General features: G+C 64.9%; 18 protein-coding genes. 8 read left to right on the top strand and 10 right to left on the bottom strand.

The window, feature by feature from the left end:
- Nucleotides 1-134: 134 nt before the first annotated feature.
- The gene (locus HMI60_RS18040; RefSeq protein ID WP_064722454.1) at nt 135-575 is read right to left on the bottom strand and encodes a GNAT family N-acetyltransferase; all 441 of its coding nucleotides are present in this window, start codon (nt 573-575) and stop codon (nt 135-137) included.
- A 62-nt stretch (nt 576-637) separates the two neighbouring features.
- Here HMI60_RS18040 and HMI60_RS18035 point away from each other — a divergent pair, with 62 nt between their 5' ends.
- A complete protein-coding gene (locus HMI60_RS18035) occupies nt 638-1567 on the top strand; it encodes a threonine/serine dehydratase (protein ID WP_193590142.1) in 930 nt (309 codons plus the stop codon).
- Between the two features lie 78 nt (nt 1568-1645).
- On the opposite strand, the gene HMI60_RS18030 is transcribed toward HMI60_RS18035, so the two are convergent.
- Nucleotides 1646-2629 carry an ABC transporter substrate-binding protein gene (locus tag HMI60_RS18030; RefSeq protein WP_018778127.1) on the bottom strand — a complete coding sequence of 328 codons (984 nt, stop codon included), beginning with the start codon at nt 2627-2629 and terminating at the stop codon, nt 1646-1648.
- Between the two features lie 257 nt (nt 2630-2886).
- Between HMI60_RS18030 and HMI60_RS18025 the strand changes: the two genes are divergently transcribed.
- Together HMI60_RS18025 and HMI60_RS18020 are read left to right on the top strand one after the other, a co-directional pair.
- Nucleotides 2887-3876, top strand: a complete 990-nt coding sequence (locus HMI60_RS18025) for an LLM class flavin-dependent oxidoreductase (protein WP_026267225.1) — start codon at nt 2887-2889, stop codon at nt 3874-3876.
- Nucleotides 3877-3984: 108 nt separating this feature from the next.
- Nucleotides 3985-6621 (top strand): trehalase-like domain-containing protein, encoded by a 2637-nt coding sequence (locus HMI60_RS18020; RefSeq protein ID WP_039243144.1) that lies wholly within the window; start codon nt 3985-3987, stop codon nt 6619-6621.
- Between the two features lie 11 nt (nt 6622-6632).
- On the opposite strand, the gene HMI60_RS18015 is transcribed toward HMI60_RS18020, so the two are convergent.
- The 6 genes from HMI60_RS18015 to HMI60_RS17990 all read right to left on the bottom strand — a co-directional run bounded on the left by HMI60_RS18015 (nt 6633) and on the right by HMI60_RS17990 (nt 13462).
- Nucleotides 6633-7559 carry an AEC family transporter gene (locus tag HMI60_RS18015; RefSeq protein WP_018778130.1) on the bottom strand — a complete coding sequence of 309 codons (927 nt, stop codon included), beginning with the start codon at nt 7557-7559 and terminating at the stop codon, nt 6633-6635.
- 160 nt (nt 7560-7719) lie between these two features.
- Complete coding sequence (panD, locus tag HMI60_RS18010; RefSeq protein WP_026267226.1) at nt 7720-8151, bottom strand: aspartate 1-decarboxylase; 432 nt, start codon at nt 8149-8151, stop codon at nt 7720-7722.
- 187 nt (nt 8152-8338) lie between these two features.
- The gene (locus tag HMI60_RS18005; RefSeq protein WP_193590141.1) at nt 8339-9847 is read right to left on the bottom strand and encodes a rhamnulokinase family protein; all 1509 of its coding nucleotides are present in this window, start codon (nt 9845-9847) and stop codon (nt 8339-8341) included.
- An 8-nt stretch (nt 9848-9855) separates the two neighbouring features.
- Entirely contained in the window at nt 9856-11895 is a 2040-nt protein-coding gene (locus HMI60_RS18000; protein WP_193590140.1) for a bifunctional aldolase/short-chain dehydrogenase, read from the bottom strand.
- Between the two features lie 2 nt (nt 11896-11897).
- Nucleotides 11898-13064 carry an L-rhamnose isomerase gene (gene rhaI / locus HMI60_RS17995; protein WP_193590139.1) on the bottom strand — a complete coding sequence of 389 codons (1167 nt, stop codon included), beginning with the start codon at nt 13062-13064 and terminating at the stop codon, nt 11898-11900.
- Complete coding sequence (locus HMI60_RS17990; protein ID WP_064722458.1) at nt 13061-13462, bottom strand: L-rhamnose mutarotase; 402 nt, start codon at nt 13460-13462, stop codon at nt 13061-13063. The genes rhaI and HMI60_RS17990 overlap by 4 nt, the downstream gene beginning before the upstream one ends.
- A 124-nt stretch (nt 13463-13586) precedes the next feature.
- On the opposite strand from HMI60_RS17990, the gene HMI60_RS17985 reads away from it, so the two are divergent.
- On the top strand, nt 13587-14603 hold the full coding sequence (locus HMI60_RS17985; RefSeq protein ID WP_193590138.1) for a LacI family DNA-binding transcriptional regulator: 1017 nt from the start codon (nt 13587-13589) through the stop codon (nt 14601-14603).
- A 16-nt stretch (nt 14604-14619) separates the two neighbouring features.
- Here the strand turns inward: HMI60_RS17985 and HMI60_RS17980 are convergent, their stop codons facing one another.
- Entirely contained in the window at nt 14620-15603 is a 984-nt protein-coding gene (locus HMI60_RS17980) for a LysR family transcriptional regulator (protein WP_193590137.1), read from the bottom strand.
- Nucleotides 15604-15610: 7 nt separating this feature from the next.
- Nucleotides 15611-16882: an amidohydrolase gene (locus HMI60_RS17975; RefSeq protein ID WP_193591216.1), complete on the bottom strand. Its 1272-nt coding sequence runs from the start codon at nt 16880-16882 to the stop codon at nt 15611-15613.
- 131 nt (nt 16883-17013) lie between these two features.
- Here HMI60_RS17975 and HMI60_RS17970 point away from each other — a divergent pair, with 131 nt between their 5' ends.
- The 4 genes from HMI60_RS17970 (at nt 17014) to HMI60_RS17955 (ending at nt 20144) form a co-directional block, all read left to right on the top strand.
- Nucleotides 17014-17931: a LysR family transcriptional regulator gene (locus tag HMI60_RS17970; RefSeq protein WP_039243135.1), complete on the top strand. Its 918-nt coding sequence runs from the start codon at nt 17014-17016 to the stop codon at nt 17929-17931.
- 149 nt (nt 17932-18080) lie between these two features.
- Nucleotides 18081-18584 (top strand): RidA family protein, encoded by a 504-nt coding sequence (locus tag HMI60_RS17965; protein ID WP_144027654.1) that lies wholly within the window; start codon nt 18081-18083, stop codon nt 18582-18584.
- Nucleotides 18577-19350, top strand: a complete 774-nt coding sequence (locus HMI60_RS17960; protein ID WP_079581865.1) for a hypothetical protein — start codon at nt 18577-18579, stop codon at nt 19348-19350. Before HMI60_RS17965 ends, HMI60_RS17960 begins: the two co-directional genes overlap by 8 nt.
- A gap of 23 nt (nt 19351-19373) precedes the next feature.
- Nucleotides 19374-20144, top strand: coding sequence for an amino acid ABC transporter ATP-binding protein (locus tag HMI60_RS17955; RefSeq protein ID WP_018778142.1), 771 nt, complete (start codon nt 19374-19376; stop codon nt 20142-20144).

Genomic DNA, 20144 nt, shown 5'->3' with positions numbered 1-20144 from the left:
TAGTGGTTGCACGTCTTAGCAGACGCGATCGAATCAACAAGCGCGCTCGAAAGTTCCCCATTTTTCCCCCCGGAAAGTATCGCGTCATGGCCGCGTGGTGTGTGCTGAGGTTACCGCATTCCGGGGAGGCGTGGTCAGCTGTTGCCCGGGGCCACCATGAACACGTCGACGGGGTCCTCGGATTCCAGGACGAAGCCGTGCCGTTCGTAAAGACGCCGGGCCGGGCTTCCCTGGAGCACGTCCAGGCGGAAGGGGCGTTCGTCCACCGATGCGCCCATCACATGCCGGAGAACGGCCCCGCCAAGGCCCTTGCCCTGATGTGCCGGGGCAATGAAGAAATGTTCTATCCACCGGGCGTCCGCTTCGGGCCTGACCGCGATCACTCCGGCGTCGACGCCGTCGCTATGGATGACGTAGGTTTGCTCCGGCTCGAAGGCGGCAAGGAAGCGCTCGCGGACGCGCACGGGGTCGAAGCGTCCGAGGCGTTCCAGGTCCGGCCGCATCACCACGGCGCGAAGCTCGGCAATCCAGGCGGCATCGGTGGCTACGGCGGGGCGGAGGACAAAGTCAGGCATGGATCAAGCCTATGCGGGACGGCCGAACCATAGGATGAAAGCTGACGAAAGGTGCAGCCACAATGGTCACACGCGAAGAAGTAGAAGCAGCATACGCCCGGACATCGGGCTGGGTGCGGCACACGCCCCTTGCGGAAAGCGGGAACCAGGAGCCGTACCACTTGTGGTTCAAGTGCGAGTACATGCAGCACACGGGCTCGTTCAAGGCCCGCGGTGCCTTCAACCGGCTGCTCACCGCCAGGGAGAACGGTGAATTGGATCCCGGCGTCGGCATCGTGGTGGCTTCCGGTGGAAACGCCGGCCTGGCGAACGCATTTGCCGCAGCGAAGCTCCGCGTTCCCGCCACCGTGTTCGTCCCCGAATCGGCTCCGGCGAACAAGGTCCACAAGCTGTACGCCGTTGGGGCCACCGTAGTCCAAGGCGGTGCCGAGTACGCCGAGGCCTACGCCGCCGCCGTGAAGTTCGCGGAGGAAAAAGGCGCTGTCTATTGCCACGCGTACGACCAGCCGGAGATCGTGGCGGGTGCCGGTGGCGTCGGCCTTGAGCTGCTGGATGAACTGCCCGACGTCGATACCATCCTGGTTGCCGTAGGTGGCGGCGGGTTGATGGGCGGCATTGCCGCAGCCGTTGAGGGGAGGGCCCATGTGGTGGGCGTCGAACCGGAGACGGTTCCCACGCTGCACACCGCGCTGGCCCAGGGCGAACCGGTAGATGTGGCTGTCTCCGGCATTGCCGCCGATTCCCTGGGTGCCCGGCGGATCGGCGAGATCGGTTTCGGGGTCGCCCGCCGGACCGGGGTAGAGAGCGTCCTGGTCACGGACCAGGACATCGTCGACGCCCGGCGTGCCTTGTGGGAGAAGCACAGGATCGTGGTGGAACACGGCGCTGCCGCGGCCTACGCGGCCCTGCTGTCAGGGGCGTACACACCGAACGGCGGCGAGACCGTGGCGGTTGTTCTCTGCGGCGCCAACACGGACCCCGCCCACTTCTAGGCGCACCAAAGCAGGGGACAGCAAACGCTCCTTCGAGCGGTCATCGCGACATGTGCTGTCCCCTGCTTGGGTGGGGTACTACTTCTTGGGCAGGCCTGCCGGGTTCAGCTCGGACGCCGGGATGGCCTCGGAGGACAGTCCCCAGCGGTCCAGGATCTTGCCGTAGTTGCCGTCCTTGATGAGGGTATTGAGGGCAGCCTGCGCGGCGACGGCCAAGCCGTTGCCCTTCTGGGTGGTGAAAGCAATTTCGGCCTTCAGGGGCCAGCCTCCCTCAAGGGTGCCCACCTCCTTGGTTTTGCCGTCCTTGGCAGCCTTGTATGCGGCGGAGGCGTTGGGTCCGAACGTCAGGTCCGCACGTCCGGACTGGAGGGCGAGCTGGGAGGCGGAGTCGTCGTCGTAATACTGGAACTCAACCGGCTTCAGCCCGTTCTTCTTGTTCTCCTCGTCCCAGCGCACCAGGATTGCTTCCTGGTTGGTGCCCGAGCCGACGATGATGCGCTTGCCAGCGACGTCCTTGGGTTCCTTCACTGTTGAGATGTCGGAGTCGGCCTTGGCGTAGAAGCCCAGGAGGTCGTTGCGGTAGGTGGCGAAGTCGAACTTTTCCTTACGGGCCTCGGTGACCGTGACGTTGGAGAGGACGGCCTCGTACTTTCCGGATTCGACACCCAGCGGCCAGTCGGCCCATGCAACCGGCAGCACCTCGACCTGCAATCCCAGGGTCTCGCCCACAGCGTAGGCGATATCCACTTCGCTGCCGATCAGCGTCTTGTTGTCAGTGGCGAACGTGCTCAATGGGGGAGTGCCGCCTGTGGTCACCACGGTCAGTTTGCCGTCGGCTTTGATGGCGTCGGGGACCAAGGCTGCCGCAGCGGAATCCACGGCCACTTTGATGCGGTCCTGCTGCGGGGTCAGGTTGAATTGTTTGGTTGCGCTGGATGAAGCGTTCGACGCCGGCGCTGACGCGGCTGCCGTGGCTCCTGGATCCGAGCATGCCGTCAACCCCAGCAGTGCGGTGGCGGCCAGCGCCGCGGTGATGCCGGATGCGGCGGTAAAACGTGCCATGGGTTCTCCTCGAAGGGCTCTGATGCGTAGTCGTGGCTGCAACTATCCGGCAGGCCTGCGAGGGTGGTCAAAGCGCTCCGAAACCCTGGGATACAGGGGTTCACGGCAGTTAATCAGGCGTCGAACAGGGTCACAAAGGCCGGGCCCGAACAGCACGCGACGCAACTCACAGAAATAAGCCGGGTGCCGCCGTCGTTGTCGCTAGAGTGCCCGGAAAGCAGAAGCGGGCGCCGCGAAACGTACCGAAAGGCTTCACCGTGACTGTTCCTCTTTCCATCCTCGACCTGGCAACCATCGGGAAGGGCCAGACGGTGGCGGAGAGCCTTGCGGGCAGTGTCGCCATGGCGCAGAAGGCCGAAGAGCTTGGCTACCGTCGGGTCTGGTACGCCGAGCACCACAACATGTCCGCCATCGCGTCGTCGGCCACGAGCGTGCTGATCGCCCACGTCGCCGCGCACACCAACACCATCCGCCTGGGCGCCGGCGGTGTGATGCTGCCCAACCACTCGCCGTTGACCATCGCCGAACAGTTCGGCACCTTGGAGACGCTCCACCCGGGACGCATCGACCTCGGTTTGGGACGTGCCCCCGGCAGCGACCAGAACACCATGCGTGCGCTGCGCCGTGACCACACATCTTCCGACAGGTTCCCGCAGGACGTCCTGGAACTGCAGGGCTACCTCACGGGCCCCACCCGCATCCAGGGTGTCGAAGCAACGCCAGGCAAGGGCACCAACGTGCCGCTGTACATTCTGGGTTCCTCGCTCTTCGGCGCGCAGCTGGCCGCCCAGCTGGGTTTGCCGTACGCCTTCGCTTCACACTTCGCCCCGGCCGCGCTGCAGGACGCCGTGGCTGTTTACCGGCGTGAGTTCAAGCCCTCGGAACAGTTGTCCGAGCCGTACGTGATCGCGGGAGTGAACGTCACGGCGGCGGACACCAATGCCGAGGCGCAAGCCATCAACCTGGCAGTGAAGCGTGCACGGGTCTCCCTGTTCTTCGGTGGCGGACGCGAGTTCACGGATGACGAAGCGGATATGGTCCTCGACTCCCCGCAGGGCCAGCACATCGCCCAGATGATGAAGTTCTCGGCCGTCGGCACCAAGGACGTTGTCCGCGAGTACCTGGACGAGTTCGCCCGGTTCGCAGACGCCGACGAATTGATCGTGGCCCACCAGAGCATCGGCACTGCGGAGCGTTTGCGGTCCGTGGAGCTGCTTGCCGAGGTAGCTGGCCTGGTACCGGCGTAAACACCCGCATAAATCCAAGGAAAAGCTTTACTCGTTTGCAATCTACTAGGTAGTCAAGCGAAACCGTCCGGGCGGAGACTGTAGTTATCCGCTTCGGAAGGATCCGCCATGCCCACGCACTTGAATCAATCAGTCGCCGACTCCGCGCTGCTGATGAAATCGCTCCCGCTTGGCCTCCTCCGGACGGTCCTTCAATCCGACGCGCATAACGGCATCACCCCTGAGCTGTTCGCGGAGCTTAAGGTCCTGGCCAGGGTTCCCGGCCTCCTGGTGGCCTGCAACTACGGCGGGACGCTCTGCTCGGCGGAGGGAGTATCCACCGAGACGCTGCCCTTGGACAGCGCGGCGGTGGCGCTCCGTGCGCTCGCAGCCCTCCCGAACACCCACGCAGCCATCATTTCCGGCAGGTCTTTGCGGGACCTGGCAGCAGTGTCCCGGCTTCCGGCCGAGGTCCATTTGGTGGGTTCCCACGGGGTGGAGTTCGACATGGGCTACGCCTACACGCTTTCCCTCGCCACGGAGCAGTTGCTCCAACAGGTAGCTACAGCGTTGACCGAAGCCGTGGGATTCGAGAAGGGCATCAGCGTTGTCCGAAAGCCCGTAGGCGTTGCTGTCCACACCCGGCCGGCCACGCCCGAGGTTGTGGACCGGGCGGTGTACGCCTCGCAGAAGATCGCGATCGAATTCGGCCTCTACTTCATCATCGACGGAACGGTGCTGGACCTCACGGTGGAGGAGCCGGCGAAGGGCCAAGCCCTGGAGCAGCTCCGCGCCCGGTTGGGCGTCAGCGCGGCACTGTATGCGGGCGATGCCGAGAGCGACGAAAAAGCGCTGGCCACTTTGCGGGGGCCGGACCTCGGTTTGCATGTGGGGCCTGGAAGCACGACGGCGGCACACACCCTTCCGGATCCGGAAGCCTTTGCGCACGTGCTGGCCTTGCTGTTCGAGCTGCGGCGGGCATGGCTCTTCGGCGAAGACGCGGTGGGCCTGGAACGACACTCGATGATCGGCAACGGAAGCTCCACGGCCTTGCTTACGCCGGATGCCAAGGTCTGCTGGATGAGCCACCCGTTGCCCGATTCGGGCTCTCTGTTCGCCCATATCCTCGGCGGCGACCCCGCCGGCCACTTTAGTATCGAACCGGCGAAACCGTCACAGGTGCTGGCCCAGCGCTACGTGGACAACACCATGATCGTGGAAACCCGTTGGGCAGACGTTACCGTGACGGACTACCTGGAACCCGCCCCGGAGGGGATCACCAGCCTGGTCCGGGTGTTGTCCGGAACGGGGTCGGCCCGCGTGGTCTTCGCTCCGCGCCCCGACTATGCCAACGCACCGTTCAGCATGGAAATCCGCGGCGACGAGGTCCATATCCTTGGTACCTCGGATCCGATCATCCTGTCCGCTCCCGGGGTCGCCTTCTCCATCACCAGCGACGGCCGCTACGCCACTGCCACAGCTGAAGTCGCCCTCAGCGACGGGCCTGTGGTCCTCAATATGCGCTGTGGGGATACCGAGCCGCCGCCCCCGGACCCGGCCGGCGAGCCCCACCGTCGTGCCGCCGTCGGGCAGGTTGCGCGTGAGTGGGTAAAAGCGCTGCAGCTGCCCACCATCAAAACGTCACTGGTGCGGCGCTCCGCGCTGGTCCTCAAGTCGCTGGTCCACGAGCCCACCGGTGCCGTGCTGGCTGCGCCCACCACGTCCCTGCCGGAAGGAATCGGCGGAACCCGGAACTGGGATTACCGGTACTGCTGGCTGCGCGACGGATCCATGACCGTGAACTCGCTGGTGTCCTTGGGATCCACGGAGGAAGCGGACGGGTTCCTGCGGTGGCTGGGCCGCATCTTGGACAACGCCCCCGGCCCGGAATGGCTGCACCCCCTTTACTCGGTGACGGGCTCACCGTTGTCTACGGAGGCCATCGTGGAGAGCCTGCCGGGGTACGCGGGGTCCAGGCCTGTACGGATCGGGAACGCAGCGGACCACCAGGTGCAACTGGACGTGTTCGGCCCCATCGCCGAGCTGATCCATGATCTGTCGGAGCGGCGCGGATTCCTGCCGGACGAGCACTGGTTCCTGATGGAGCAAATGGCGCATGCGGTGCTGGCCCGCTGGCATGAGCCCGACCACGGGATCTGGGAAGCGCGCCGCCCGCCTCGCCACCACGTCTATACCAAGGTCATGTGCTGGGTCACGCTGGACCGGGCGCTGCGTGCTGCTGCCCTGCACGGCCGGACGCCGCACGCGGACTGGGCACCTACGGCCGCGACGATTCGTGAAGAAGTCCTTCGCGAGGGCTGGGATTCGTCGGCGCGGTCCTACACCGTGGCCTACGACAGCCCGGACCTCGACGCCGCAGTTCTCCACGTCGGACTGTCCGGCCTCCTGGACGTCCAGGACCAGCGGTTCCTGGATACCGTGACTGCGGTGGAGCGGGAGCTGCGCGTCGGCCCTACCGTCTTCCGGTACAGGTACGACGACGGTTTGCCGGGTCTGGAGGGCGGCTTCCACATTTGCACCACCTGGCTGATTGAGGCGTACCTCGCGGTGGGGCGACTGGACGATGCGCTGGAACTGTTCAACCAGTTGGTGGCCCTGTTCGGTCCCACCGGGCTGCTGCCCGAGGAGTACGATCCGGGCACGGAAACGCACCTCGGCAACCATCCCCAGGCCTACTCACACCTCGGCTTCATCCGCTGCGCGCAGCTCCTGGACCACTACCTGGCCAGCGCCGACGTGGAGTAACGCTGGTTGGGTCAGGTAAGCAGCAGTGCGACGGCGATCATCGCCGGCACTGCCACGATCGTGGTGATGAGCACGGTGTCCTTGGCGACGGTAATTCCCGCCTGGTAACGGTTGGCGGCCACGAACACGTTCTGGGCTGTGGGCAGCGCCGCGGTCACCACCACCGCGAACAGCGCATGGCCGTCCATCCCGAGGGCGAAGCGGGCGAAAAGATAAGCCACCAACGGGTGCACGACCAGTTTGAAGCCGCTGGCCAACAGGGTGTCGAGCCGGCGTCCTGCGGACTTCTGCAGGGGCCTGGAACCGTTCAGGCTCATCCCGAACGCCATCAGCATCGCAGGAATCGCGGCCCCGCCAATGAGGTGGATCGGCTCGAGAATAAGCGTTGGCACCTGGAAACCGGTGCCCGCCACCAGAAGGCCCAATGCTGAGCCCACGATCATGGGGTTCCGCACGATCATCAGGACGAAGCGCAGGGGGGTGGTCCGATGTGAACTGGTACTGGCATCGAGGGCCATCAGGTACATGGGGGTGAAAAACGCCAACTGGAAGATCAACAGCGGAGCCACATAGCTCGCATCGCCCAGGACGAACACGGCGATGGGGATCCCCAGGTTGGCTGAATTGGCCAGCGACGCACTCATGGAAGACATGAGCGCTTCGGGCATGCTGCGCTTCAACCAGAGCTTCACGATCAGGAAGAACAGCAGGCCGGTGATGACGGCCCCGACGGCCGTGACCAGCAACGGAGCGGCGAAAACATCATGCAGTTTCGCCTTGCTCAAGGTCTCAAAGAGGAGCGCGGGACTGGCCACGAAGAACGTCAGGGAACTTAACACGGAGCGGGCGTTGTCACCGAGGATGCCGCGACGGCCAACGAACATGCCCACCAGGATGATGGCCCAGACAACGAAAAACCCGGACAGGACGCCGATCATGAGGGCGTGCCGGCGGGGATTTGTTGGATCACGAACTACAGCCTAGCCAGAACAGCCGCGTGAGTAAGCGTTTTCAGGCGACCGTCCCGATATTTGGACCCTGAACGCGCCCGACGCCGGCACCCGGGTGAGCGCCGGCGTCGGGCGTTGCTGTGGGAACCTAGCTGAGGTGCGCTGCGTTGCTGAGCGCGTGCGGCGGGCGCATGAGCCCGGGGGTGTGGCCCTCGGCGGGGTCGTTGCCAAGCTGCAGGATCTTGTTGTCCTTGCCGACATGAACCACCCTGGGTTCGTAGGCCCGGGCCTCTTCCGTAGTCATTTCCGCATAGGTGATGAGGATGACGGTATCGCCGACGTGGACCATGTGCGCGGCCGCGCCGTTGATGCCGATCACGCCGGACCCGCGCTCGCCGGCGATGGTGTAAGTCTCCAGCCGGGCGCCGTTGGTGACGTCAACAATGGACACGAGTTCGCCGGGAAGGATGTCGGCCGCATCCAGCAGGTCCAGGTCGACAGTGACCGAACCGACGTAGTGGAGGTCGGCATGGGTCACCGTTGCACGGTGGATCTTGGACTTGAACATTGTGCGGATCATAGTGGGACCAGTTTAGCGCGGGACCCTCACCCGGCGCTGTGACGTACCAGACTCGGAGCCTGCCGTAGAGCGGGAGATTCACAACCACGAGACCGGGGCCTGTTGCTTCCTGACCTTGTTCAAATGCAGGATGGCCGCGGATCAACCTCACTTGGTTGATCCCCGGCCGCATCCGGTTCAAAGAGGGTCAGGACCGGCTGGACTGCAAGGCGCCGGCCGGCTCGTATCGCAGCAGTTCCGTTCCCGCGGCCACGAGTGCGCGCAGCTCAGCCAAGCCACCCTTGACCAAGCCTGCGGCCCTCGCCTGCACCAGCACATTGCCCAGCGCTGTTGCTTCGACCGGCCCCGCGACCACCTGTTTGCCCGTTGCGTCAGCAGTGAGCCGGCACAGGAGCCGGTTCTGCGAGCCGCCGCCCACAATGTGCACCACGCTGGTGCTTCGCCCCGTGAGCCGTTCGGCGTCGGCCAGCGTGCGGGCGTAACCGGCAGCGAGGCTGTCCATGATGCAACGCACGACGGCGGCAGGCCGGTCCGGGAGTACCGCACCGGTGTTGCGCACGGCTGCGCGGATCCGGTCCGGCATGTTGTCCGGTGCTGTGAAGCGGGGGTCGTCGGCGTTGATCCGGGGCCCACCGGCAGGCAGTGCCGCCGCGGAATCCAGCAAGGCGGTGAGCGCTTGCGTGTGGCCCTCGGCGGCCCACGCCCTTTGGCATTCGCTGAGCAGCCACAGGCCACCGACGTTGCGGAGATACCGGATGGTGCCGTCCACGCCGCGTTCGTTGGTGAAGTTGGCTTTCCGGCTGGTTTCGTTGAGGACCGGCCGGGGGAGCTCGACGCCTACCAAGGACCACGTGCCCGAGGAGATGTAGGCGAAATCCTGGTCCGCAGCGGGAACTGCGGCGACGGCGGATGCGGTGTCGTGCGAACCGACGGCCACCACTTTCGTGTCCGCCGGAAGGCCCGTCCGGTCAAGGATCTCCGGCAGAAGCGTTCCCACCGTTTCGCCGGGTTGGATCAGCGGAGGGAAGACGTTACGGGGCAGGCGGAGGGCGTCCAGGAATTCCGTGGCCCACTCTCCGGTGACGGCGTCGAAGAGCCCGGTGGTGGAGGCATTGGTGGCTTCCGCCCGGCGCTCACCCGTCAGCAGGAAAGCAATCAGATCGGGGATCAGGAGAGCTTGCAGCCCTTCAAGGTTCGGCTCCGCGGCCAGTTGATACAGGGTGTTGAACTGCAAGTACTGCAATCCCGTGGCGGCATAGAGGTTTTCCGGGGAAACGGCCGCATGGACGCGCTCCACGGCGGCCCGGCTGCGTTCGTCGCGGTAGCTGTAGGGCTGCGCGGTCAGTTCGCCGGCGTCGTTCACCAAGCCGTAGTCAACGGCCCAGGTGTCGATGCCGATGCTCACGATGCGCTCGCTGTTACCCCGGGCAGTCGCGGCGGCGGCCGTCAGGCCTTTGAGCACCTCAGCGAAGAGGGCGTCGAAATCCCAGCGGAGGCCGCCGTCGAGCTCTATGACTCCGTTGGGGAAGCGGTGGATCGTCTCAAGGGAGACTCCTGTGGCGGGGGAGACGCGGCCCAGCATGACGCGGCCGGAGGAAGCGCCGATGTCGATGGCTGCGAAAACCTGGTCTGTCTGCGGTGAGGACACCGCCCCGGCGTGTGCCGGGGCGGTGTCCGTGGTGGTTCCGGAGGTCACTGTTGGTCCTAGCGGAGGAAGGCTGCTGCCACGCCGGCATCCACGGGAATGTGCAGGCCGGTGGTGTGGGAGAGCTCGTTGCTGGTGAGCACGGACGCGGCGTTGGCGACGTGTTCGGGCAGGACTTCGCGCTTGAGGAGCGTGCGTTGGGCGTAGTACTTGCCCAGTTCCTGCTCGTCCACGCCGTACACGGCTGCTCGCTTTGCGCCCCAGCCGCCGGCGAAGATGCCGGAGCCGCGGACCACGCCGTCGGGGTTGATGCCGTTGACGCGGATACCGTGATCGCCCAGTTCGGCGGCGAGCAGGCGGACCTGGTGGGCTTGGTCTGCCTTGGTGGCGGAGTACGCGATGTTGTTCGGGCCGGCGAACACGGAGTTTTTGGAGGAGATGTAGATGATGTCCCCGCCCATGCCTTGGTCGATCATGACTTTTGCCGCGGCCTTGGACACCAGGAACGAGCCCTTGGCCATGACGTTGTGCTGGAGGTCCCAGTCCTTCTCGGTGGTTTCCAGCAGCGGCTTGGAAATGGAAAGGCCGGCGTTGTTGACCACCAGGTCCAGGCCGCCGAACGCGAGCACGGCTTCCTGGATCGCAGCAGCGATCTGGGCTTCGTCGGTCACGTCGGCCTGGACGCCGATGGCGACGTCCGGACCGCCCAGTTCCTCGGCGACCTTTTGCGCGTTTTCAAGGTTCAGGTCGGCAATCACCACGCACGCGCCGTCGGACGCCAGACGGGTGGCGATCGCCTTGCCGATACCCGACGCCGCACCGGTCACCAGCGCGATGCGGGTGGCGTGGGACTTGGGCTTGGGCATCCTGGCGAGCTTGGCTTCCTCCAGGGCCCAGTACTCGATGCGGAATTTCTCGGATTCCTCGATCGGGGCGTAGGTGGAGATGGCCTCGGCGCCGCGCATCACGTTGATGGCGTTGATGTAGAACTCGCCGGCGACGCGTGCGGTCTGCTTGTCCTTGCCGAAGGAGAACATACCCACGCCCGGGACCAACACGATCGCCGGGTCCGCGCCACGGAGCGCCGGTGAATCAGCGTCAGCGTGCCGGTCGTAGTAAGCCTGGTAGTCCTCGCGGTAGGCGGCGTGCAGTTCCTTGAGGCGCGCCACGGAGTCTTCGATCGAGGCATCGGCCGTCAGGTCCAGCACCAGTGGCTTGACCTTGGTGCGGAGGAAGTGGTCCGGACAGGAGGTGCCCAGCGCGCCCAAGCGCGGGTGCTCTTCCGAGGCAAGGAAATCAAGCACGACGGCGTCATCGCTGAAGTGCCCCAGCTGCGGTTTGTCAGTGGAGGCCAGGCCGCGGATCACCGGAGCGAGGGCCGCAGCCTTGGCCCTGCGCTCAGCTTCGGGGAGGGCGCCGTAACCGGGGAGCGGGGCACCGAAGGGCTCGGCCTTGCCGTTGTCCTTGATGTAGTTCTCTGCCTGGTCGATGATCCACAACGAGTTGGCCTCGGCCTCTTCGCTGGTGGCACCCCAGGCGGTGATGCCGTGGCCGCCCAGGATGGTGCCGATGGCCTGCGGGTTGGCTTCCTTGATCGCGGCAATGTCCAGGCCCAGCTGGAAACCGGGACGACGCCACGGCACCCACACCACCTTGTCGCCAAAGACCTTGGAAGTCAGGGCTTCGCCGTCAACGGCGGTTGCGATCGCGATGCCCGAGTCCGGGTGAAGGTGGTCAACGTGGGCGGCGTCCACCAGGCCGTGCATGGCGGTATCGATCGACGGCGCGGCGCCGCCCTTGCCGTGGAGGCAGTAATCGAAGGCGGCCACCATTTCGTCTTCGCGCTCGACGCCGGGGTAAACGGACTTCAGTGCCTGCAGCCGGTCCAGCCGGAGTACTGCGAGGTTCTCCGCTTTCAGGGTGCCGAGGTCGCCGCCGGAGCCCTTGACCCAAAGAAGCTCTACGTCCTGACCCGTGACGGGGTCCTTCTCGGTGCCCTTGGCGGAGGTGTTGCCGCCGGCGAAGTTGGTGTTCCGCTTGTCCGCACCGAGGCGGTTGGAACGGGAGATCAGTTCTTCAACAGTGGTGTTGGTAGTCATGCTTAGGCGCCCCATCCGGCTTGCTGGCCGCCTGCGCGGTCCTCGTTGATCTTCTTCTGGTATCCGCTGGCCTTGTAAGCGGCCATCGGGTCGGCGGGCAGGCCGCGGGATTCGCGCCACTCGGCCAGGACCGGGCGGACATCGGTGTAGAAGGCATCGTTGAAGATGCCGTTGGCGGCCAGGACGTCCCCGGCACGCTGTGCTTCGGACAGAGCGGCGGTGTCGACCAGCAGGGCGCGGGCCGTCATTTCCTGGACGTTCAGCACCGAGCGGATCTGGCCCGGGATCTTCTCTTCCAGGTTGTGGCACTGGTCCAGCATCAGGGCGACGCCGGATTCTTTTCCGAAACCGCCGCCACGAATGACCTCGTGCAGGATGCGGAACAGCTGGAACGGATCCGCCGCGCCCACAATCAGGTCGTCATCGGCGTAGAAGCGGGAGTTGAAGTCGAAGGAACCCAGCTTGCCCAGGCGAAGGAGCTGCATCACGATGAACTCGATGTTGGTGCCCGGGGCGTGGTGGCCGGTGTCCAGGCAGACAAAGGCCTTCTCGCCAAGGGCCAGGGTCTGAGCGTAGGAGGTACCCCAGTCCGGAACATCGGTGTGATAGAAAGCCGGCTCGAAGAACTTGTACTCAAGGACCAGGCGCTGCTCGTCACCGAGGCCCGCGTAGATTTCCTGGAGGGACTCCGCCAGGCGGTCCTGGCGGCCGCGGATATCGTCCTGGCCCGGGTAGTTGGTGCCATCGGCAAGCCAGATCTTCAGATCGCGCGAACCCGTGGCGTGCATGATCTCGATGCACTCCAGGTGGTGGTCGATCGCCCGGCGGCGCACGGACTCGTTGGACGAGGTCAGCGAGCCGAACTTGTATTCGTCATCCTGGAACGTGTTGGAGTTGATGGTGCCCAGTCCCACCCCGAGGCCCTCGGCGTACCCGCGCAGGGCAGCGTAGTCGTCAACCTTGTCCCACGGAATGTGCAGCGCCACGGTGGGAGCCAGGCCGGTGAGCTCGTGGACCTTCGCGGCGTCGGCGATCTTTTCCTGCACGGTGCGCGGCGTGCCCGGGGTGCCGAAGACCTTGAACCGGGTCCCGGAATTGCCGTAGGCCCAGGACGGCACTTCAATGGCCAGTTCTCCCAGGCGGCCCAGGGCCGATTCTGTGGTGTTCATGATTGTTCCTTCTGGTGTCCGATGGTGGTGTCTGTATGTACTGGCGTGGCCCCGTTTGTGACGTTGCCGGCGTCGGCCAGTTGGTCTTCAAGGTTGAAAACTTCTTCGATGACTTCGAAACCCTGGTCCGGAGGGAGGTTGCTGTTCGCGAACAGGGTGGCCATTTCCGCTTGCCAGCGGTTATTGACGTCCGTGAGGGCCATGCGGGCCTGTGCTGCCGCGTAGTCTTCGCATTCCAGGTAACCGATCAGTTGACCGTCGGGTGCCAGGAACAGCGAGTAGTTGTTCCACCCTGCGTCCTTCAGGGCCGTCAACATTTCAGGCCAGACGGCGGCGTGGCGGCGCTTGTATTCGTCCATCAGTTCCGCTTGGACGGAAGAGCGAAAACATACCCTCATGCGGTTCTCCGGGTTACTCGTCTTTGAATCGTTTCATTTGTTACGATTCAAATTACCCTCGGCAAGCAGGGGGTGTCAAGGCGTTTCCAGCGTCCTTGATTTTCGACCAGCGAGAACGGAAAGCATGTCCCAAACAGCGAGCATCAAGGACGTCGCCAACCACGCACAAGTTGCCGTGGGAACTGTCTCCAATGTGCTGAATTATCCGGACAGGGTTTCCCAAAAGACCAAAGAACGAGTCCTCAAATCCATCGCCGAACTTGGCTTCGTGCGCAATGACGCCGCCCGCCAACTCCGCGCCGGTCAAAGCCGGACCATCGGGCTTATCGTCCTCGACGTCGGAAACCCCTTCTTCTCTTCCGTGGCCCGTGCTGCCGAAGATGCCGCAACCACCCTGGGCAGCGTGGTGCTGGTGGGCGACAGCGGCCAGGACGCTACCCGCGAAGCGCATTACATGGATCTCTTCCAGGAGCAGCGTGTCCAGGGCCTGCTCCTGTCACCCGTCGGGGACGTCGAAGCGCGGATCGATACCCTCAGGGAGCGCGGAGTCCCCACGGTCCTGGTGGATCAGCTCGCCGACACGGAACGCTGCAGCTCAGTCTCCGTGGACGACCAGGAAGGCGGCTATCTCGCGGCCCGGCACTTGCTGGACCTGGGTCGCCGTCGTCTGGCCTTCGTTGGAAGCCCCTCCATCCGCCAGGTATCCAGCAGGCTTGAGGGCGCGCAGCGTGCTGTGGCGGAAGTCCCGGAGGCGACCATGGAGGTACTCGACTCTGCGGGGCAAACTGTACTGGCCGGCCGGCAAGTGGGAAACGCGCTGGTGGAGCGCGATCCCGCTGACAGGCCCGAGGCCGTCTTCTGCTCCAACGATCTCCTTGCCCTCGGTGTCATGCAGTCGTTGACCATGCTCCGCACCGTCCGCATCCCGGATGACATTGCCCTGATCGGGTACGACGACATCGATTTCGCCATTTCCGCTGTCGTTCCTTTGTCCTCCATCCGACAGCCCACCGAAGCCCTGGGGCGGACGGCGATCGAGCTCCTCGCCGAAGAGCAGGAAAACGGTGGAACCAAGCATCGCGCCGTCGTGTTCACCCCTGAGCTCGTAGTGCGCCAGAGTACGGCCGGCTCGCCCAACTAGGGTTCAGCTGGCAGGATTACGACGCGCGGAGCCCGGCAAGGTAGCCCATCGGCGCCACCGCGTCGGGCTGCTTCGTCTGACGGACGATGCCGCTATGGGACGCGGCCAGCTTGTCCGCAGCACGGCCCAGGCACTGCAGGAAACTCGTGATGGAAACGCCGGCCTGCGACTTCTGCCTGAGTGCTGAGATGTGGCGCCGGGCCGTGCAGCCGGAGATGCCCGTTGCCACGATCCGGTCCGTGGGTACGTGGTCCATGGCCGGGACCAGCGCTATGCCCAGCCCGGAGCGGACCATGCCGCGGAGGGCGTCGTAGTTGTTGCTGCGCACCGGAATGCGGGGTGTGAATCCGCCGCTTGCGCACAGGTGCCTGAGGCAGGCGTCGCCGGATGAGTCCTCTTTTGTCGAGACCCAAAGTTCCTGCGCAAGGTCCTGCAGGGTGATGTTCTCCGTGCCGGCCAGGCGATGGGACTCAGGGAGCAGAAGCAGCAGTTCCTCCGCAAGGAGTGGTGTTGCCGCCACGTTCGACGGCCATTGCTGGGGGACGAGGTCGTAATGGAACACCACGGCGACATCGAGCGTGGAGTCCCGGACCATGCTCGCGAGCTCGGCGGGGCCGCCCTCTTCCAGGTCAACGCTGGAATTGGGATGCCTGCGCAGGTAAGAGGCCAGGCCGTCAGGGAGAAGCCGTTGGCTGGCCGTGCTGAAGCTGCCCAGTCGCATGAGGTCGTAGTCGCCCTTGCTGAAACCCTTCATGTCGTCTTCCAGGTTGCCCAGGGCGTTGATGATGTCATGTGCCCGGGCTGCCAGGAACTTTGCCGCCTCGGTGGGGCGGATGCTTTGGGCGTCACGCTCCACCAAGGGTGCCTGCACTGCGCGTTCCAAGGCCGCCACCTGCTGCGAAACGGCTGATCCGGTGTAGCCGATCTCGCGCGCGGCGTCAGCAAAGGACCCTGTTCTGAGCACCACGGTGAGGGTGCGCAAATGGACGGGATTCAGCATGGCCGTGCTACTTCCCTGCAGGCGGCGTGAGCAGCCGCTCCACGTCCACGGCGCCGCCGGCCGCTTCGAAGTCCAGGCGGACCTGCTCCCGGAGCCGCGCGTCGGCCAGATAGTCGGCCGCAGTCAGCGCCAGCCCCACTGCGCCGTCCACGACGGCCGCATCACCGGCGGGGCTGATGGAATGCTGGCCGAACTCCACCGTGTGCATGACCGCAGTTTCGCGGGAAATGCTCACCGTGGGATGGATCGAGGGGATCCGCAGGCTCAGGTTTCCCAGGTCGGTGGACCAGCCGCCGCCCACCAGTTCGGCCTCAAGGGTGATGGCCCGGCCGCGCGCAGCCATGTGCCCGTGGTAGCGCGTGGCCAAGGCGTCATTGCTGCGGACGGGGAGGTAGGCGGGGAACGGGTCCCAGGTGGTCTCCAGCCGCGTGCCGGTCATCTGTGCTGCGCCCTCCAGGATGTCCTGCACTTTCTGCGAAATGTCCACAAGCCCTGCCGGGTCCAGGGAGCGGATTTCGACGACGGCGCCCGCCAGGTGGGGGACGACGTTCACCGCTGATCCGCCCTCCGTGATGATGCAGTGGAGGCGGTCCGTGGCGGGGATGTGCTGCCTGAGTGCTGCGATGCCTTGGTAGGCGGCCACGACGGCATCGAGGGCATTGCGGCCCATGTGCGGGGCCGACGAAGCGTGGGCCGCAACGCCATGGAAGGTGACCTCCACGTCGCGGACCGCCAGGGAGGCAAACGAGGCGACCTCGTACTCGCCGGTGAACGGGTGCAGCATCACCACCGCGTCAATGTCGTCGAAGGCGCCCGCCCGGGCCATGAGTTCCTTGCCGTTTCCGTTTTCTTCGGCAGGCGTGCCGAGGAGCACCACTGAGCCGCCGAGCTTTTCCACCTGGGCGGCAACTCCGAGGAACGCTCCGACAGCGGCAGCGCAGATGACGTTGTGTCCGCAGCCATGGCCAACGCCGGGAAGGGCATCGTATTCGGCCAGGACAGCCACTTTCGGGGATCCGGATCCCGCCTCGGCCCGAAGTGAGGTGCGGAGGCCGTATCGGCCCACCTGTACGGGATAGCCCCGATACCTGAGGAATTCGGCGGCGAAAGCGACCGAGAGGCGCTCTTCGAAGCCCACCTCTGCGATGCCGTGGATTCCGTGGCTGAGCTCGCGAAGGTCCGTGCCAAGGTCCTCGATGGTGTTGGTGATGCTTCGTGCAACGGATTCGGGGGCGCCGAGTATGCCGGTAAGCGTGAGTTTGGACGGGTACGTCTCCATGATGTCCACGTGGCGTCCTTTCAGGGGATGGGGGCCTGCTGCGGACGTCGTCGTCCACTCGGCGGCTCGTGGTTTAACTTAAGATACATCCAGATCTGCCTTAAGAATAGCTAATCGTGCAAGAATGTTTCATGACCGAAAAACCTCTTCCGGACGTGCCCCGGCTGCGCCTTCTCAACGAGGTGGCCCGGCAAGGGTCCCTGGCCGGTGCGGCACGTGTCCTGGGCATTACGTCTTCGGCCGTTTCGCAGCAGATCAGCATTCTCGAACGGGAAACCGGGGTCCAGCTCCTCGACCGTTCATCGCGGGGCGTCGGGCTGACCGGTGCCGGCGAAATCCTGGTGGAGCACGCCCGGGCCGTGGTTCGCCTTCTGGAAGCAACCCGCGCCGAAATGGACCAGCTCAGCGGCGATCTTTCGGGCAGGGTCCGCATCGGTTCCATTCCCTCCCTCGCCCGGACAGTGCTCCTGCCGGTCGCCGAGAAACTCGAGGTGACCGTTCCCGACGTCGAACTGACCGTCAACGTGGTTGAACCGGTCGACAGCATCGAGCAGTTGCTGAACGGCGCCCTGGACATCGCGATTGTCGACCTCTACGACAACGTGCCCATGGCATTTCCGGACTATCTGGTCACCAGGGAAGTGCTCAGCGAGCCGCTGGTGCTGGTCACGCCGCCGGACTACGAGGTCCCGCCCAGGCTCAAGTTGTCGGACCTCAGGAATGAGGCCTGGGTGCTGACCCCGGACGCGGGAGCATGCGGCCAGGCAGTCCGCTACGCCTGCCGGAATGAGGGCTTCGAGCCCAACATCCGCTGGGTAGTGGACGATCTGCTGCTGCTGGTGGAGTCCATTTCCCGGGGCCGGGGCATCTCCCTGCTCCCTCCGCTCTCCGTGGACAGCACTGTGGCGCCCGTGGGAATCCATGCTTTCGACAAGCCGCACATCCAAAGGCGCGTCCTGACAGTGACGCGCAGCAGTGATGCCAGGCGGCCCATCGTCAAGGCTGTCCTGGACGAAATCCACAGCCTCCTGGGTGCCGCAGCCGCCTGAGCCGCGTACCGCCGTCGGGCCCTGGACGGCAGTCCAAGAATCTCTTGGGCCAGCGCCAGCAAACGTCGTTCTGCGGGCCGTCCCGACCCCTGTTTTTCGTTCCATGCTTGAAGTGATCAGTGACGATCACCACAAAGGAGAACGAAAAAATGACCACCCTCGAACGACGCTTCGCAGAGGTTCCCGGACACTGGCAGGTGCCGGGCCACTTCAAGATCAACCACAGCCACGGCATCCGCGTGGGCGACATGATTTACGTGGGCGGCCAGGAAGACCTCGACGCGGACGGAAACGTCAACAACCCCGGCGACATCGTTGCCCAGTGCAAGAACGTCATGGAGTCCCTGAAGCGGGTCATCGAAAGCCTCGGCGGCACCATGGGCGACGTCGTCCAGTTCAACACCTTCTACGCCGGCGAGCTCAGCTACGAAGAATGGCAGCGGACCTACGACATCCGTTTCAGCTACTTCCCGGCCCCCGGCCCCACGGCAACGGGCATCCTCATCGGCGAGGAACTGAACCTGCCCGGCATCCGCGTGGAGGTCAACGCCGTCGCCATTGTCGGCAGTGCCGCCACCCGCGTGGAAGCGTTCGACGACGGCACCCAGGCAACGCTCGACGTTCCGGTTGCGGGGGAGTCACCCAATGCCTGACATCAAGCCCCAACTTGGCGTCATCCTGTGCGACCTCGATTCCTACCCCGTGGACTACATCGAATGCCTCACCCCGGATGCGCCAGGCATCAGCAACAACCCCGTGGGTTTCTTCGAGAATCCCACCAGCTGGCAGGGCCTCCCCGTGGCCTACGCCGTGGCGCGCGGAGCCCGGGTTGAGCCCTTGGTTGCCGGAGAGCCGGAAGCCATCGACGCTTTTTGGGCCGCCAGCGAAAAGCTGGCCCACTGTCCGCTGGTCATCACCGACTGCGGCTTCTTCTTCTACGCCCGCAAGGACACGCGCCGGACGGCCAACGTGATCACCAGCGGCCTGGACCTGCTGCCCATCGCCTCGGTGCTCAGCAACAAAGACATCGGTGTGCTGACTGTCTCGGAAACCCTGGCCGCCAAGTTGCTGGCCGACCACGCGTTGTCCCCGCGGATTGTCATTGCCGGCATGGAAAGCGAACCGGGCTGGGCAACCATGCTGACCAACGACCACGCACTGGGCAATGGCTGGGACCAGGAGATGCTCAAGGAAGGCGTTGCGTCCGTAGTGAAGCGGGAGTTCGGGCCGGGAGGGCGCTTGGAGAACATCGGCGTGCTGGTCCTTGAATGCACCCTGCTGCCCGAATTCCGCCAGGAAATCCGCAAATACACCAGTGTGCCCATCCTCGATATTGCCTCCTTCGCGCTGAACGCCCTTGGCAAGGGTTTCGACGTCGGCGAGGCTCCGGCGCCTGTCGGCCCGGCTTTGAGCCGATGACACAAGTCAGGAACGAGTCAGTCATGCAAGAAGCCACCCGGCAGGACCCGATCGCCATATCGCTTGAGTCCGTCACCAAGCGGTATGGGGACCATACGGTGATCAACGACGTGTCATTGTCCGTGCGGGAGGGCGAGGTGATCGCCATCATCGGACCCAGCGGAGCCGGCAAGAGCACGCTGCTGCGATGCATCAACCTGCTGGAGGTTCCGGACAGCGGCCGGATCACGGTGGAAGGAAACCACGTGGACGCCGGACACCAGATCAGCCACAAGGACCTGGTCCGCCTGCGCCGCAATGTGGGCATGGTGTTCCAGTCGTTCAACCTGTTCCCGCACATGACCGTGCTGCGGAACATCTCGCTTCCACAGGAACGCGTCCTCGGCCGCAACACCAAGGACGCCGACGCGCGCTCGCTGGCACTGCTTGAGCGGGTGGGGCTCGCGGACAAAGCCCGGCAGTATCCCAGCCGGTGCTCGGGCGGACAGCAGCAGCGGATCGCCATTGCACGGGCATTGGCCCTGGACCCCCGGGTGATGCTCTTCGACGAGCCCACGTCGGCACTGGACCCCGAGGTGGGGCTCGAAGTCCTTGCCGTCATGCGTGAGCTTGCTGCCGAAGGGATGACCATGGTGGTGGTCACCCACGAGATGCAGTTCGCCAAGGATGTCTCCGACAGGGTGGTGGTCATGGCCGAAGGCGCCATCCTCGAGGAAGGCGATCCCGCCGTCGTCTTCACGGCCCCCACCATGGACCGAACGCGGAAGTTCCTCCGCGCCGTCCTGGAGCGCTGA

Origin of the sequence: Paenarthrobacter sp. YJN-D (assembly GCF_015040335.1) — a bacterium.
GTDB classification, from domain to species: Bacteria; Actinomycetota; Actinomycetes; order Actinomycetales; family Micrococcaceae; genus Arthrobacter; species Arthrobacter nicotinovorans.
This window is presented reverse-complemented; position numbering and strand designations above follow the sequence as displayed.